Source organism: Pandoraea sp. 64-18, assembly GCF_001899225.1.
GTDB lineage: Bacteria > Pseudomonadota > Gammaproteobacteria > Burkholderiales > Burkholderiaceae > Pandoraea > Pandoraea cepalis.
Genome location: NZ_MKVU01000012.1, coordinates 222,235 through 236,397 on the forward strand (window position 1 = coordinate 222,235; position 14,163 = coordinate 236,397).

14 protein-coding genes and 1 pseudogene are annotated in these 14,163 nt (G+C 65.5%); all 15 read right to left on the minus strand.

What is annotated here, in order from left to right; all coding sequences use genetic code 11:
* Positions 1 to 75 precede the first annotated feature (75 nt).
* Positions 76 to 744 (minus strand): annotated as a pseudogene (ureE, locus tag BGP02_RS09510) (urease accessory protein UreE); the annotation flags it as partial.
* Positions 745 to 804: 60 nt separating this feature from the next.
* Positions 805 to 2,505, minus strand: coding sequence for an urease subunit alpha (gene ureC, locus BGP02_RS09515; protein WP_286798396.1), 1,701 nt, complete (start codon positions 2,503 to 2,505; stop codon positions 805 to 807).
* Positions 2,502 to 2,807 carry an urease subunit beta gene (locus tag BGP02_RS09520; RefSeq protein WP_017234021.1) on the minus strand — a complete coding sequence of 102 codons (306 nt, stop codon included), beginning with the start codon at positions 2,805 to 2,807 and terminating at the stop codon, positions 2,502 to 2,504. Before BGP02_RS09520 ends, ureC begins: the two co-directional genes overlap by 4 nt.
* A gap of 45 nt (positions 2,808 to 2,852) precedes the next feature.
* Positions 2,853 to 3,428: a HupE/UreJ family protein gene (locus BGP02_RS09525; protein WP_017234022.1), complete on the minus strand. Its 576-nt coding sequence runs from the start codon at positions 3,426 to 3,428 to the stop codon at positions 2,853 to 2,855.
* Positions 3,429 to 3,661: 233 nt separating this feature from the next.
* Positions 3,662 to 3,964 carry an urease subunit gamma gene (locus tag BGP02_RS09530; RefSeq protein ID WP_017234023.1) on the minus strand — a complete coding sequence of 101 codons (303 nt, stop codon included), beginning with the start codon at positions 3,962 to 3,964 and terminating at the stop codon, positions 3,662 to 3,664.
* A gap of 164 nt (positions 3,965 to 4,128) precedes the next feature.
* The gene (locus tag BGP02_RS09535) at positions 4,129 to 4,851 is read right to left on the minus strand and encodes an amino acid ABC transporter ATP-binding protein (protein WP_017234024.1); all 723 of its coding nucleotides are present in this window, start codon (positions 4,849 to 4,851) and stop codon (positions 4,129 to 4,131) included.
* Positions 4,838 to 5,488, minus strand: coding sequence for an amino acid ABC transporter permease (locus tag BGP02_RS09540; RefSeq protein ID WP_286798398.1), 651 nt, complete (start codon positions 5,486 to 5,488; stop codon positions 4,838 to 4,840). Before BGP02_RS09540 ends, BGP02_RS09535 begins: the two co-directional genes overlap by 14 nt.
* The gene (locus BGP02_RS09545) at positions 5,485 to 6,171 is read right to left on the minus strand and encodes an amino acid ABC transporter permease (protein ID WP_017234026.1); all 687 of its coding nucleotides are present in this window, start codon (positions 6,169 to 6,171) and stop codon (positions 5,485 to 5,487) included. The genes BGP02_RS09540 and BGP02_RS09545 overlap by 4 nt, the downstream gene beginning before the upstream one ends.
* A 40-nt stretch (positions 6,172 to 6,211) precedes the next feature.
* Positions 6,212 to 6,982 carry a transporter substrate-binding domain-containing protein gene (locus BGP02_RS09550; protein WP_286798496.1) on the minus strand — a complete coding sequence of 257 codons (771 nt, stop codon included), beginning with the start codon at positions 6,980 to 6,982 and terminating at the stop codon, positions 6,212 to 6,214.
* A 424-nt stretch (positions 6,983 to 7,406) separates the two neighbouring features.
* A complete protein-coding gene (locus tag BGP02_RS09555; protein WP_286798399.1) occupies positions 7,407 to 8,258 on the minus strand; it encodes an urease accessory protein UreD in 852 nt (283 codons plus the stop codon).
* A gap of 77 nt (positions 8,259 to 8,335) precedes the next feature.
* The gene (gene urtE / locus BGP02_RS09560) at positions 8,336 to 9,037 is read right to left on the minus strand and encodes an urea ABC transporter ATP-binding subunit UrtE (RefSeq protein ID WP_017234029.1); all 702 of its coding nucleotides are present in this window, start codon (positions 9,035 to 9,037) and stop codon (positions 8,336 to 8,338) included.
* Between the two features lie 2 nt (positions 9,038 to 9,039).
* A complete protein-coding gene (urtD, locus tag BGP02_RS09565; protein ID WP_232424620.1) occupies positions 9,040 to 9,825 on the minus strand; it encodes an urea ABC transporter ATP-binding protein UrtD in 786 nt (261 codons plus the stop codon).
* Positions 9,826 to 9,902: 77 nt separating this feature from the next.
* A complete protein-coding gene (gene urtC / locus BGP02_RS09570; protein WP_017234031.1) occupies positions 9,903 to 11,105 on the minus strand; it encodes an urea ABC transporter permease subunit UrtC in 1,203 nt (400 codons plus the stop codon).
* Positions 11,106 to 12,728, minus strand: coding sequence for an urea ABC transporter permease subunit UrtB (gene urtB, locus BGP02_RS09575; RefSeq protein ID WP_017234032.1), 1,623 nt, complete (start codon positions 12,726 to 12,728; stop codon positions 11,106 to 11,108).
* A gap of 62 nt (positions 12,729 to 12,790) precedes the next feature.
* Complete coding sequence (urtA, locus tag BGP02_RS09580) at positions 12,791 to 13,987, minus strand: urea ABC transporter substrate-binding protein (RefSeq protein WP_369751579.1); 1,197 nt, start codon at positions 13,985 to 13,987, stop codon at positions 12,791 to 12,793.
* Positions 13,988 to 14,163: the final 176 nt, after the last annotated feature.

Sequence of the window (14,163 nt, forward strand, 5' to 3'; positions counted from 1 at the left end):
AGGCGCATTGCCGGTAGTGGTGCTGTCCGGCGTATGGGAGTGGTCATGCCCGCAATCGGGGCCGTGAACATGGGCATGGCCGTGATGATCGTCGTGAGCGTGCGAGTGCGCGCAATCCGGGCCATGCGCGTGAACCGCCGCGTGATCGTGATGGCACCCCGGGCCGTGAACATGGCCGCGATCATGGTCATGATCGTGCCCGTGATCATGCTCATGCTCGTGCGAATGTCCATGATGCTCATGGAACACGCGCTGGGCGAGCGCCATGTCTTCGGCGAAGGTCGCATCGTGACCATGCTTGTGGCCGCCGCCATAGGCACCCGCTTCGGGTTCGAACGGCATCAAGGCTTCGGCTACGTCGACGTCGAGTCGCAGCAACATGTCGCGCAGCACCGGGTCGTATTCGAGCTTGAGATAACCATCGCCCACTTCGACAGGCGTATGCCGATTGCCGAGATGGTATGCCGCGCGGGTCAGCGCGAGCGGCGTGGCGGCCGTGACGAGCAGCACCGTCTCGGGGGCGGCTTCCACGCGAATGAGACCGCCGTCGTCGGCCACGAGCCCGTCACCGCCGCGCAGCACGGTGCCACGCGGCAGGAACAGGGCGACGTCTTCGCCGGTCTCCAGCGTGGCGCGCAGGCGGCTCTTGCTGCGCGCATCGAACGGCAGCACGAGCGCCGGGGCACGCCGCATGAGCGGCGCAGCCAGGCGTCCGGCCTCGAGGCGTTTCTCGACGCGGCGCAGCGTCGTGGGAGGGGCGGCGTTATCTGCCGGGTGGGGCGATTCGGGGGCTTGCGACATAGCTCAGAAGAGGAAGTAACGTTGCGCCATCGGCAGCACGCTCGCAGGCTCGCAGGTCAGCAACTGCCCGTCGGCGATGACCTGATAGGTCTCGGGGTCGACGCTGATATGCGGCAGCCAGTCGTTGTGGATCATGTTGGCCTTGGTCACCTGCCGGATATTGCGCACCGGCACGATGCGCTTGGCCAGTCCATAGCGGCCGGCCACGTCGCCATCGTACGCCGCCTGCGACACAAACGTGAGCGCCGTGCGCGCCAGCGCCCCGGCGCGCGCGCCGAACATTTCGCGATAGTGCACCGGCTGAGGCGTCGGGATGGACGCGTTCGGGTCCCCCATGAGCGCTGACGTAATCATGCCGCCCTTGAGAATCAGCGACGGCTTCACGCCGAAGAACGCCGGTTCCCACAGGACCAGGTCGGCCCATTTGCCGACCTCCACCGAGCCGATCTCATGGGCCATGCCGTGTGTGATCGCCGGGTTGATCGTGTACTTCGCCACGTAGCGCTTGACGCGGAAGTTGTCGGCCTGCGCCGAGTCGGTGCCGAGCGCGCCGCGCTGCACCTTCATCTTGTGCGCCGTCTGCCACGTGCGCATGACGACCTCGCCGACGCGCCCCATGGCCTGAGAGTCCGACGAGATCATCGACAGTGCGCCAAGGTCATGCAGGATGTCTTCGGCGGCAATCGTTTCGCGGCGAATGCGCGATTCGGCGAACGCAATGTCTTCCGCGATGGCCGGATCGAGGTGATGGCAGACCATCAACATGTCGAGATGCTCGTCGAGCGTGTTGATGGTGTACGGCCGCGTCGGGTTGGTGGACGACGGCAGCACGTTCGCCTCGCCGCACACTTTGAGAATATCCGGTGCGTGACCGCCCCCGGCGCCCTCGGTGTGGTACGTGTGGATCGTGCGGCCCTTGATGGCCGCAACGGTGGCTTCGACGAAGCCGCCCTCGTTGAGCGTGTCGGTGTGGATGGCGACCTGCGTATCGGTCGCATCGGCCACCGACAGGCAGGCGTCGATGGCGGCCGGCGTGGAGCCCCAGTCTTCGTGCAGCTTCAGGCCGATCGCGCCGGCCTCGATCTGCTCCATCAGCGGGGCGGGCTGGCTGACGTTGCCCTTGCCGAGAAAGCCGAGGTTGATCGGCCAGCCGTCGGCCGCTTGCAGCATGCGCTCCAGGTGCCACGGCCCCGGCGTGCAGGTGGTGGCGTTCGTGCCGGTCGCCGGCCCGGTGCCGCCGCCGAGCAGCGTGGTCACGCCGGACGAGAGCGCCTCGTCGATCTGTTGCGGGCAAATGAAGTGGATGTGCGAGTCGATGCCGCCTGCCGTGACGATCATGCCTTCGCCGGCGATCACTTCCGTCGCGCCGCCCAGTGGAATGGTCACGCCGGGCTGGATGTCCGGATTGCCCGCCTTGCCGATGCCCCAGATCCGGCCGTCCTTGAGTCCGATGTCGGCTTTGACGATGCCCCAGTGGTCGATGATGACGGCATTGGTGATGACGGTATCCACGACGTCGGCACGCGTGCGCTGCGATTGGCCCATGCCGTCGCGAATCACCTTGCCGCCGCCGAACTTCACTTCTTCGCCGTAGATCGTATAGTCGCGCTCGATCTCGACGATGAGTTCCGTGTCGGCGAGCCGCAGCCGGTCGCCCGTCGTGGGGCCGAACATTTCCGCATAGGCGCGGCGTGAAATCTTCATAGCGCCCCCATCACGCGACCCGCGAAGCCGAAGACGCGGCGGTCCCCCGCCAACGCGACCAGTTCGACCGTGCGTTGCTGCCCCGGCTCGAAGCGCACCGCGGTGCCGGACGCAATGTTCAGGCGAAAGCCGCGCGTCGCTTCGCGGTCGAATTGCAGCGCGTCGTTGACTTCGTAGAAGTGAAAATGCGAGCCGATCTGGATCGGGCGATCGCCGGTGTTGGCAACGCTCACGCTGAGGGTCGGGCGACCCTCGTTCAGCGTGACGTCACCTGCGGCGGGCAACAGTTCTCCGGGAATCATGAGCGTCTCTTGGAGGAATTGAAGGATGCGCGCAACCTTGGCCGTTCAGGCCGCCGCGACGAGCAGCGCCGCGCCGTAGGCGAGCACGCCCGCGCCGAGCACGCGCGGCAACCACGCGGTACGGCGACGCAGCGCAACGCCGGCCACGATGCCCAGACTGTGCAGCACGCCGGTCGCGAGCAGAAAGCCGGCCATGTAATGCATGGCGCTCGCCTCGACCGGCAATTCCGCACCGTGAGCCACCCCATGGAAGATCGCGAACGCGCCGACGACAGCAGCCCCCGCTGCGGCGGGTAGCTTCGCGCGCGTCGCGAGCATGAGTCCCAGCACGAGCAGCGAGACGGCAATCATCGGCTCGACGCCCGGCAGCCCCGCGCCATACGCCATGCCGAGTAACCCGCCTGCAGCAAGCATGGCGACGAAAGCCAACGGGGCGAGCCAGACACGTTTCGACGTGAGCGCACTCCACAAGCCAACCACGATCATGGCGCAAAGGTGATCGGCGCCGGTGAGCGGATGCACGAAACCTGCGACGAAACTGCCCGCCGCGTCATGGCCCGGATGACCGGGGTGCGCGAGCGCCAGACTCGAAGCGGCGAGCAGCGCGAGGCCAGTCGTCACACGCACGACGCGAGGGTACGTGCGACCGGGGGCCGGGGAAGCATCCGCCGCGTACGCGACGGTCACTTCATGGGCATCATGGGCAATAGGGAGGCGAGCCACTGACATGAGACGTCCTTAAGATGGGGTTGTCGACGACAGAGAATCGAATGCGAAGCGAAGGACAAGGGTGACCGAGAACGAACGGCGATGAGGGCCACCTTCGTACGCTCGGCATTCCGCGCGTGCGTCCTTCAGGGAATCGGGTGGTGCACGGTGACGAGCTTGGTGCCGTCCGGAAACGTGGCTTCGACCTGAATGTCCGGAATCATTTCGGGCACGCCTTCCATCACGTCGTCGCGCGAGAGCAGCGTGGTGCCGTAATGCATCAGGTCGGCCACGGTGCGTCCGTCGCGCGCGCCTTCCATGAGGGCGGCGCTGATGAAGGCCACGGCCTCCGGGTAATTCAGTTTCAGCCCGCGCGCACGCCGACGTTCGGCGAGCAAGGCGGCGGTGAAGATGAGCAACTTGTCTTTTTCGCGCGGAGTGAGCTTCATCGTGAACGGGGGGGAACGTCAATGCGAAAGGGTCGTGGGGCGGTCGCCGTTGCCGCACATCATAGGCGCACGTTCTTGTCCGCGCCACTGGGTTTTGCCGCCTGCGTGGCACGCACCAAAACTGTGCGAAACGACGCGGCGGCAGGTGTCGGTCATCGGCGTCGTCATTGGCAGAGAAAGCGCTGCAATTCTGGTGTCGACGGCTGCGTGAAGAGGGTTTCCGGCGCGCCGGACTCCCAGATCTTGCCCTGATGCATGAACACCACGCGGTCCGACACATGACGGGCGAAGCGCATCTCGTGCGTGACGAGAATCAGCGTCATGCCTTCGGCGGCGAGGTTTTCGAGCACCCCCAGCACTTCGGCGACCAACTCGGGATCCAGTGCCGAGGTGATCTCGTCGCACAGCATCACGGCCGGACGCATGGCGAGCGAGCGGGCGATCGCCACACGCTGCTGTTGACCGCCCGAGAGCTGCGATGGATAGCTGTCGAACTTGTCGGCCAGTCCCACCTTATCGAGCATGGCGCGGGCAACGTCGCGCGCTTCGGCGCCCGGCGTCTTCTTCACCACCTTCTGCGCGAGCATCACGTTCTCGCCGGCCGACAGATGCGGAAACAGGTTGTACTGCTGGAACACCATGCCGACTTTCAGACGCAATGCGCGCAGATCGGTGTCGCGCGCTCCGACGTGCACGCCCTCCACGGCGACACTGCCCGCGTCGAACCGCTCCAGGCCGTTGAGCGTGCGCAGCAATGTGCTCTTGCCCGACCCGCTCTTGCCGATGATCGACACGACCTGGCCGCGCTCGACGTCCAGATCGATGCCCTTGAGCACGGGGGTTTCGCCGAAGCGCTTTTGCATGCCCCTGACTTCAATGAGCGACATGGAGTTTCCTTTCGAGATGACGCGCCCACAGCGACAGCGGATAGCAGGCAGCAAAGTAGAGCAGCGCGACGAGGCCGTACACGGTGAACGGCTGGAACGTCGCGTTGGTGAGCATGGTGCCGGTCTTGGTGAGTTCGTCGAAGCCGATGATCGACGCGAGCGCCGTGCTCTTGACGACCTGCACCGAGAAGCCGACCGTGGGCGCGATGGCAATGCGCAGTGCCTGCGGCAAGATCACGTGACGCAGTTGCTCGCCGTATCGCATGGCGAGACTCGACGAGGCTTCCCATTGGCCGTGCGGAATCGCGTCGACGCAACCGCGCCAAATCTCCGTGAGATAGGCGCTCGTGTAGAGCGTGAGGCACACGGCCGCCGCGACCCAGGGCGAGACGTCGAGACCGAGCAGCGGCAAGCCGAAGAACACCAGGAACAACTGCATGAGCAGCGGCGTGCCCTGGAACACTTCGATATACAGCGCCACGGCGCGTGCTGCCCAGGAAACGCGTCCAACGCGCACGACAAGCAACATCAGGGCGACGCCGCCGCCGCAGACGAAGGCGATGGCCGACAGGGCGAGTGTCCAGCGGGCTGCCAGCAGCAGGCCGTGCAGCATGTCCCACGTCGAGAAATCGATCATCGGGCACCTGCCTTGACGTTGACCGTGCCGCGAAAGAGGCGCCGTGCGCAGCGCGTCAGCACACGGCGCAGTGCGATCGCGAGCGCGAGGTACACGGCGGTGACGATCAGATAGCTCTCGAACGCCCGGAACGTGCGCGACTGCACGAAGTTGGCGGCGTATGACAGATCGGGCACGGAAATCTGCGAGACGACGGCCGACCCCAGCATCACGATCACGATCTGGCTGGCGAGTGCGGGGAACACCTTGGCAAACGCCTGCGGCAAGATCACATGACGCAGGATCTGGCCGCGCGTCATGGCGAGCGACAGTCCCGCTTCGGACAGACCGCGCGGCACCGCTCGCATGCCAGCGCGAATGATCTCGGTGGCGTACGCGCCCAGGTTCACGCTCATGGCGAGCACGGCGGCGGTCGTCTCGTCGATATGAATGCCAAGACTCGGCAGTCCGAAGAAGATGAAGAAGAGCTGCACAATGAACGGCGTGTTGCGGATCAGCTCGACGTACAGCCCGGTAATGGCTTTGAGCCACACCGCGCCTTCCTCGCGGGCGACGGCGCACAGCGCGCCGAGGCTCACGCCCGCGACCGTGGACACGGCCGTGAGCACAACCGTCAGCGCGGCGCCGCGCACGAAGAGCATCAGGTATTGCCGCAGATCGGCAAAATCGAGAACGTAATGCATGTGAAGCCGGTGAGGAGTCGCGAGGGGCGGGATGTCAAGATCAGAGATTCGTCGGCAGCGGCATGCCGAGCCACTTCTGCGAGACGTTGCTCAGCGCGCCATCCTTCTTCGCCGCGGCGAGAATCTCGTTGACCTTGGCGAGCAGCCGCGGCTCGTTCTTGTTCAGGCCGACGAAGCACGGCGAGTTCTTGATGAGAAACTTCGGCTCCGGCAACTTGGGCGGGTGCTTGGCGAGAATGGCCGCAGCCACGACGTTGCCCGTGGCGACCAATTGCACCTGCCCGGACAGGAACGCCGAGATCGTGCCGTTGTTGTCTTCGAAGCGCTTGATCGTGACGTCGGCCGGGGCGATCTTCGAGAGTTCGAGGTCTTCGACGGCGCCGCGCGTCACACCGACGGTCTTGCCCGACAGGTCGGCGGGCTTGGACACCGCGAGATCCTTGGGCCCGAACACGCCGTTGTAGAACGGCGCATACGCTTGCGAGAAATCGATGACCTTCTCGCGCTCGGCGTTCTTGCCGAGGCTGGAGATCACCAGGTCGGCCTTGTTCGTCGTGAGGTAGGGGATGCGGTTGGCGCTCGTCACCGGCACCAGTTCCAGCTTCACGCCCATGCCCTTGGCGAGCAAGGCGGCAGCGTCGATGTCGTAGCCGACCGGCTTCATGTCGGCGCCGATCGAACCGAACGGCGGGAAGTCTTGCGGCACGGCTACGCGCAGGGTGCCACGCTTGATGATGTCGTCGAGTCCGTCGGCATGCGCGGTGCGCGGCACGGCCACGGCGAAGACGGTGATTGCGCTCACGACCAGCATCAGCGTGGTGAACGCGCGACGGGTCCGTGCGCGTGCGCCGAGCGTGGCGGCAACGGTGTCGTGAGAGAAGGCACTACGAATGAACGGCAGCATAGAGGCAACCTCGTGGATCGGGGGGCGAAGCATTCCGGTAACAGGAGTGTTCCGGCGGCCGGTACATCTGGTCTGACCGGTCGATACAGTGATCTAGCAGGAATCGTGCCCGGCAATGCTTCAGGTCACGGGGCTGATGAGATGGAGCGCACGCACGCGCAACGTGCCGTGCCGACGGCTACGGCGACAGCAATGGCGACGACAACGGGAAGTGGCGAAAACGGGGAGGGAAGCCCAGCATTGGTGCGAATTCGGGCCGGAGAGGATGACGCGGCAGCGCGCGCGTCACCGTTATGGTGCGTGTGGTGTGTGTGACGGGAGGGAGGCCGTCTTACGTCGCCCAGAGTCGCAGCGGCTCGGCGGGCACGCCGTGAACGAGCGGGCGCAGCGTCAGCCAATGCGAGACCAGCAACCGCCGTACCGTCTCCATGTCGTAGCCGAGCACGCGCAGCACGAGCACGTTGCCCGGCAGGCACGTGATCCCCGCGCGCAGCGTGTCGTCGAACGGCAGGCCTTGGGCGAGCGACTCGGCCAGCTCGCGTGTGCAAGCGGCACCGACGGCCCACAGCGTGGCGAAGATGGGGAAACCCGCCAGCGCGGTGGTGCCGGTGCGTTGCGCATCGTCGGCGTCGAGCACGGCCTGTTCCGCCCACAGCAGACGATCCGTCGCATCGCGCAGTTCGAAGCGCGCGCGCCATTGGCCGTGCGTCCACTGCTCACCTGCCGCCTGACGGCCGAGCAGCGTGGCGTCCCAGCCGATGACGGACGCGTTCTCGCCAAGCTTCACGGTGATGCATTGGCGCGCATCCGCATGCTCGAACACGATGTTCTCGAGCGGCAGCCAGTCGAGCTTCGCGCCGTCGCTTACGGTGAGGCTGATGTCCTGCGTCCCGAATCGGCCTTGCGACTTGTACCACTTGGTCGCCCCCGGCGTGGTCAATACGGCGTGCGCGTTGGGACCGACCTCGACGTCGATGGACAGCGTGTCGCCGCCCGCAATCCCGCCGGGCGGATGTACGACAACGGCATGACAAATGCCGGGGCCTTCCGGATGAAGTGACTTCTGGACGACGAGCGGGCCGTGGTGGCGTCGCGTGGCGAGAACGGTGCGCGCTTCGTGACGGGCGAAGCCGAGCGTCAGCGCGGCGTGCCAGCCGGCGCTGGGCGTGTGCGGAGAATTCATGAAAATCGTTCGGCAATGGATGGCGCGAATCTAGCACGCGCCGCCCGCGCGCGACATCGAAACCTGCCGCCTCTGTCTCACACGGCCACCTGATGCCGTACGCCGTCGGCTTCCATGTCCTTGCCGAGGCCGCTCGCCACGATGGCGCCCCGACTCATCACGCGATAGTGATCCGCGAGTTGCAGGGCAAAGTCGTAATACTGCTCGACCAGCAATACCGTCATGCCGCGTTCGTCGACCAGACGCCGCAATGTTGTCCCGATGTCCTTGATGATCGACGGTTGAATGCCTTCGGTCGGCTCGTCGAGGATCAGCAGTTGCGGGTCGCTCATGAGCGCGCGTCCAATGGCAAGTTGCTGTTGTTGCCCGCCGGACAGATCGCCGCCGCGCCGCTGCTTCATATCGCGCAATACGGGGAACAGTTCGTAGATGTGCTCGGGCACGCCGCGCTTGGCCTCGCGCGCGGGACGGCTCGCCGCACCGATCAACAGATTCTCTTCGACAGTGAGACGCGGGAAGATCTCGCGTCCTTGCGGCACGTACGCCAGCCCATGCGCCACGCGCGCATACGGGGGGGCTGACGTCAGGGCAGTGCCGCGCCACGCGATGCTGCCCGACTTCACCGGCACCACGCCCATGAGGCACTTGAGCAGTGTGGTCTTGCCCACGCCGTTGCGCCCGAGCAGCACGGTGAGCTGGCCGTCGGGCACGGTGAACTCCACGTTGCGCAGAATGTGGCTGCCACTGTAGTACTGATTGAGTGCGTGAATTTCCAACATGGTCAGCGTCCCAGATACGATTCGATCACGCGCTCGTCGCGTTGCACGACATCGAGCGTGCCTTCCGCCAGCACCCGCCCTTCGGCCATCACGGTCACGAGTCCCGTCTCGCCGGCGAGCGCGGCGACGAACGCCATGTCGTGCTCGACCACCATCATCGAACAATGCCCGCGCAGCCGGTTGAGCAACTCGGCGAGCTGCGCGGTCTCTTCGTCGGTCATGCCGGCGGCGGGTTCGTCGAGCAGCAGGAGTTGCGGTTGCTGCATGAGCAACATGCCGATCTCCAGGCGCTGCTTCTGGCCGTGCGACAACTGTCCCGCACGCACATGGGCCTGATGCTCCAGGTGCGTGAGCGTGAGCACTTCCTCGATGCGGCGTCGCATGGTCGGCGTGAGCATGTCCCATAGGGCGCGGAACCAGCGTTTGTCGCCCGCACACGCGAGTTCGAGGTTCTCCCACACGCTGTGATGTTCGAACACCGTCGGTTTCTGGAACTTGCGGCCCACGCCCGCCTGCGCGATGGCCGGCTCGTCGAGCCGGGTGAGGTCGAGCGTCTGGCCGAGGAAGGCGCGGCCGGCGTCGGGGCGGGTCTTGCCCGTCACGACGTCCATCATCGTTGTCTTGCCCGCGCCGTTCGGGCCAATGATGCAGCGCAGCTCGTCGGTCTTGATCGCCAGCGACAGGTCGTTGAGGGCGCGAAAGCCGTCGAACGATACGGAGATGTTCTCGAGGTAGAGGATAAGACCGTGCGACGTGTCGATCTCGCCCGGCACCACGAGATGCGACATCCCGGTAGGGTCGCCGCTGACGGTGACGGATGCATCGGGGGCGTCGGCGATTTGCCAACTGATGTCGATGTCGGGTCTCATGCGCGGTCTCCGGTGGCGGGGTGCGGCGCATCGCCTTCGGCGGCGGCCGGCGCGTGTGGCGTGCGCTTGCGGGACAGTTGTGCGACGAGGCCGATCACGCCCTGCGGCAGCAGCAGGGGCACGAGCACGAACATCGCGCCGAGGAAGAACAGCCAGTACTCGGCGAAGTACGCCGTGAAGAAGCTCTTCGCACCGTTGACGAGGAACGCACCGGCAATCGCGCCCACGAGCGAGCCGCGTCCGCCGATGGCGACCCAGATGGCCATCTCGATGGAGTTGACCGGCGCCATCTCGCTCGGGTTGATGATGCCGACCTGCGGCACGTAAAGCGCGCCCGCAATGCCGCACAGCATGGCGGACAACGTCCACACGAACAGCTTGTAGCTCAGCGGCCGGTAGCCGAGGAACATGGCGCGCGATTCGCCGTCGCGAATGGCCGTGACCACACGGCCGAACTTCGAGACGACCAGCGCGCGGCACAGCACGAAGGCACCGATCAGTACGACGAACGTCACGAGGAACAACACCGTGCGCGTGGTTGCCGACGTGATCGAGTAGCCGAGAATGCGCTTGAAGTCGGTGAAGCCGTTGTTGCCGCCGAAGCCGGTTTCGTTGCGATAGAAAAGCAGCATGGCGGCGAACGTGAGCGCCTGCGTGATGATCGACAGGTACACCCCCTTCACGCGTGAGCGGAAGGCCAGATACCCGAAGAGCCACGCGACCACGCCGGGCAGTGCCACGACGAGAAACATCGCCCAGGCGAAATGCTCGGTGCCGGTCCAGTACCAGGGGAGCGACTTCCAGTCGAGAAACACCATGAAGTCGGGCAAGTTGCTGTGATACACGCCGTCGCGCCCGATGCCGCGCATCAGGTACATCCCCATGGCATACCCGCCGAGCGCGAAGAACAGGCCGTGGCCCAGGCTCAGGATGCCGCAATAGCCCCACACCAGATCGAGCGCGAGCGCCGCAATTGCGTAGCACATGATCTTGCCCACGAGCGTCATCGCGTAGGCCGACAGATGCAACGGGTGCGTGGCCGGCAGCACCAGGGCGCAAACCGGCACGAGAATCGTCACCGCCAGCACGAACGCGAACAGCAAGGGCGCGACATGCTTCGGCAGGAGCCGGGCGCGCGGCGGCACGTCCAGCGAGATCGAAGGGGCGATCCCTTCGGGCAGGAAGTTCGACGTCTGCATTCAGGCCTCCGCGCTGCGCCCTTTGAGCGCAAACATGCCCTGCGGGCGTTTCTGGATGAACAGCACGATCAGGATCAGCACGGCGATCTTGGCGAGCACGGCACCCCACACCGGTTCGAGCAGCTTGTTGGCGATGCCCAGGCCGAACGCACCGACGATGGTCCCGGCCAGTTGTCCCACGCCGCCCAGCACCACGGCCATGAACGAGTCGATGATGTAACTCTGCCCGAGGTCCGGGCCGACGTTGCCGATCTGCGAGAGCGCGCATCCGCCCAGTCCGGCAATGCCCGCGCCAAACGCGAAGGCATAGCTGTCGACGCGTCCCGTCTTCACGCCGACGCAGGCGGCCATCGACCGGTTCTGCGTGACGGCGCGAATGAACAGCCCCAGGCGCGTGAGGTTGAGCACCGACCAGGTGAGCGCCACGACCACCAGCGCGAATATCAGGATCGCGATGCGGTTATACGGCAACATCAGGTTGGGCAGTACGGCGACGCCGCCGCTCATCCACGAGGGATTGATCACTTCCACGTTCTGCGCGCCGAACAGCGTGCGCACGCCCTGGATCATGAGCAGGCTGATACCGAACGTCGTGAGCAGCGTTTCGAGCGGGCGGCCGTACAGATGCTTGATGACGGTGCGCTCCAGCACGAAGCCGAGGAAGGCCGCCACAAGGAAGGCGGCGGGTACGGCGGCGACCAGGTAGGCGTCGAACGCCCCCGGCAGGAAGCGCTGAAAGAGTGTCTGCACCACATACGTGGCGTACGCGCCGACCATCAGGAATTCGCCGTGCGCCATGTTGATGACGCCGATCAGGCCATAGGTGATGGCCAGGCCGAGCGCGGCGAGCAGCAGCACACTGCCGAGCGACAGACCGGCGAAAAGCGTGCCGAAGAACTCGCTGCGGCGCTGGGCTGCGGCCAGTTTCGTCAGGGCGATGTCGGCGGCGCTGCGCACGCTGGCGTCGGGTTCGGCATAGGTGCCGTCCGCTTGCTTCGCGACGATGGGCAGCAGCAGATCGCGCATCTGAGGGTCGCCCGCCGCGGCGATCAGATCGATGGCTTCACGACGCTTCTTCGCGTCGGTGTCGTGCAATGCCGTCTGTGCCCAGAGCTGGTCGAGCCGTTTGCGCAGCGTCGGATCGGTCTCCTTCTGGCGCGCCTGTTCGATGAGCGTCTTGAATGCGGGCGACGGGTTTTGCAGCATCGTGTCGATGGCTTGCGCCCGGGCGTCGTGATCGGGCGAGCGCAAGGCGCCGGCGGCGGCGGCCGTAGCGACCTTGGCGCGCAGCACGTTGTTGAGCGTGATCGATCCCGCGTTGTCGCCCTTGATCGGGGCGCCCGTGATCGGATCGAGGGTCTTCTCGCCGTCCTGGATGGCGAGGCGATCGCCCACGGTCACGACCGTGTCGTCGGCCAGCGCCTTGAGGAGTGCGGCGGCCTGCGGCGAGTCGTCGGACGCAAGATGATCGATGGCCTGCGACTTGGCGTCGAAGTCGTCGCCGGCCAGCGCCGTGAGGTCGGCGCTCGAGACGGCGGCATGGGCCAGGGAGGGAGTGGTCAGCGCGGCGCCCAGCGAGAGCAGGACAAGGGCGGCAGCGGTCCAGCGTCTTATCGTTATCATCAAAACCTCTGCGCGCGCCGGCGGCCATCGATCCGGCGCCGGCGCAGGGAATGGAAGGAGGGTCAGACCTTGTCGGGCTTGCCTTCATTACCCGCGATGTACGGGCTCCACGGCTGCGCACGCACCGTGGTCTTGGTTTTCCACACGACGTTGAACTGCCCGTCCGGGCGAATCTCGCCGATCATCACCGGCTTGTGCAGGTGGTGATTGCCGTCCATGACCATGTCGAAGCCGTCCGGCGACTTGAAGGACTGGCCGATCATCGCGGTGCGTACCTTGTCGACGTCGACGCTGCCCGCTTTCTCGACGGCCTGCTTCCACATATGCATGCCGACGAACGTGGCTTCCATCGGATCGTTCGTGACGCGCTTGTCGCCGCCGGGCAGGCCCTTGGCCTTGACGTAGGCGAACCACTCCTTCTTGAACGCGTCGTTGGTCGGGTTCTTCACCGACATGAAGTAGTTCCATGCCGCGAGGTGCCCGACGAGCGGCTTCGTGTCGATGCCGCGCAGTTCCTCTTCACCGACGGAGAAGGCCACCACCGGCACGTCGGTGGCTTTCAGGCCCTGGTTGCCGAGCTCCTTGTAGAACGGTACGTTCGAGTCGCCGTTGATGGTCGAGATGACCGTGGTCTTGCCGCCCTGGGCGAACTGCTTGATGTTGGCGACGATGGTCTGGTAATCACTGTGGCCGAACGGCGTGTAGACCTCCTGAATGTCCTTGTCGGCGACGCCCTTCGAATGCAGGAAGGCGCGCAGGATCTTGTTGGTCGTGCGCGGATAGACGTAGTCGGTGCCGAGCAGGAAGAAGCGCTTGGCGCCGCCGCCTTCCTTGCTCATCACGTATTCCACGGCCGGGATCGCCTGCTGGTTCGGCGCCGCGCCCGTGTAGAAGACGTTCTTCGACATCTCTTCGCCTTCGTACTGCACCGGGTAATAGAGCAGGCCGTTGAGTTCTTCGAAGACGGGCAGCACCGACTTGCGCGACACCGACGTCCAGCAGCCGAACACGGCGGCGACCTTGTCCTTGGTGAGCAACTGACGCGCCTTTTCCGCGAAGAGCGGCCAGTTCGACGCCGGGTCGACCACCACGGCTTCGAGCGGGCGGCCCATCACGCCACCCTTGGCGTTGATGTCGGCGATCGTCATGAGCGCGACATCCTTGAGCGACGTCTCCGAGATGGCCATCGTGCCCGAGAGCGAGTGCAGGATGCCGACCTTGATGGGCGACTTGCTCTGCGCGAACAAGTTGGGCGCCATGCCCGTCAGCGATGCGGCGCCCGAGAGGGCCGCCATCTGGAGTAGCGTGCGTCGTTTCATGGTACGTCTTCCCCTTTCCTGGTTAGACCGGTCGATCCGGTACCGGAGGAGTAACGCAAGGGCCGTGCCAGCGATGGGCGGGATTGGGCATGCGAGGTAACGGTGCACGGTCGCGC

Coding starts and splice junctions, on each gene's coding strand:
- ureC (WP_286798396.1), bottom strand. CDS start 2,505: ATGAAGATTTCACGCCGCGCCTATGCGGAAATGTTCGGCCCCACGACG.
- BGP02_RS09520 (WP_017234021.1), bottom strand. CDS start 2,807: ATGATTCCCGGAGAACTGTTGCCCGCCGCAGGTGACGTCACGCTGAAC.
- BGP02_RS09530 (WP_017234023.1), bottom strand. CDS start 3,964: ATGAAGCTCACTCCGCGCGAAAAAGACAAGTTGCTCATCTTCACCGCC.
- BGP02_RS09535 (WP_017234024.1), bottom strand. CDS start 4,851: ATGTCGCTCATTGAAGTCAGGGGCATGCAAAAGCGCTTCGGCGAAACC.
- BGP02_RS09540 (WP_286798398.1), bottom strand. CDS start 5,488: ATGATCGATTTCTCGACGTGGGACATGCTGCACGGCCTGCTGCTGGCA.
- BGP02_RS09545 (WP_017234026.1), bottom strand. CDS start 6,171: ATGCATTACGTTCTCGATTTTGCCGATCTGCGGCAATACCTGATGCTC.
- BGP02_RS09550 (WP_286798496.1), bottom strand. CDS start 6,982: ATGCTGGTCGTGAGCGCAATCACCGTCTTCGCCGTGGCCGTGCCGCGC.
- BGP02_RS09555 (WP_286798399.1), bottom strand. CDS start 8,258: ATGAATTCTCCGCACACGCCCAGCGCCGGCTGGCACGCCGCGCTGACG.
- urtE (WP_017234029.1), bottom strand. CDS start 9,037: ATGTTGGAAATTCACGCACTCAATCAGTACTACAGTGGCAGCCACATT.
- urtD (WP_232424620.1), bottom strand. CDS start 9,825: ATGTCGCATCTCGTGGTGCCGGGCGAGATCGACACGTCGCACGGTCTT.
- urtC (WP_017234031.1), bottom strand. CDS start 11,105: ATGCAGACGTCGAACTTCCTGCCCGAAGGGATCGCCCCTTCGATCTCG.
- urtB (WP_017234032.1), bottom strand. CDS start 12,728: ATGATAACGATAAGACGCTGGACCGCTGCCGCCCTTGTCCTGCTCTCG.
- urtA (WP_369751579.1), bottom strand. CDS start 13,987: ATGGCGCCCAACTTGTTCGCGCAGAGCAAGTCGCCCATCAAGGTCGGC.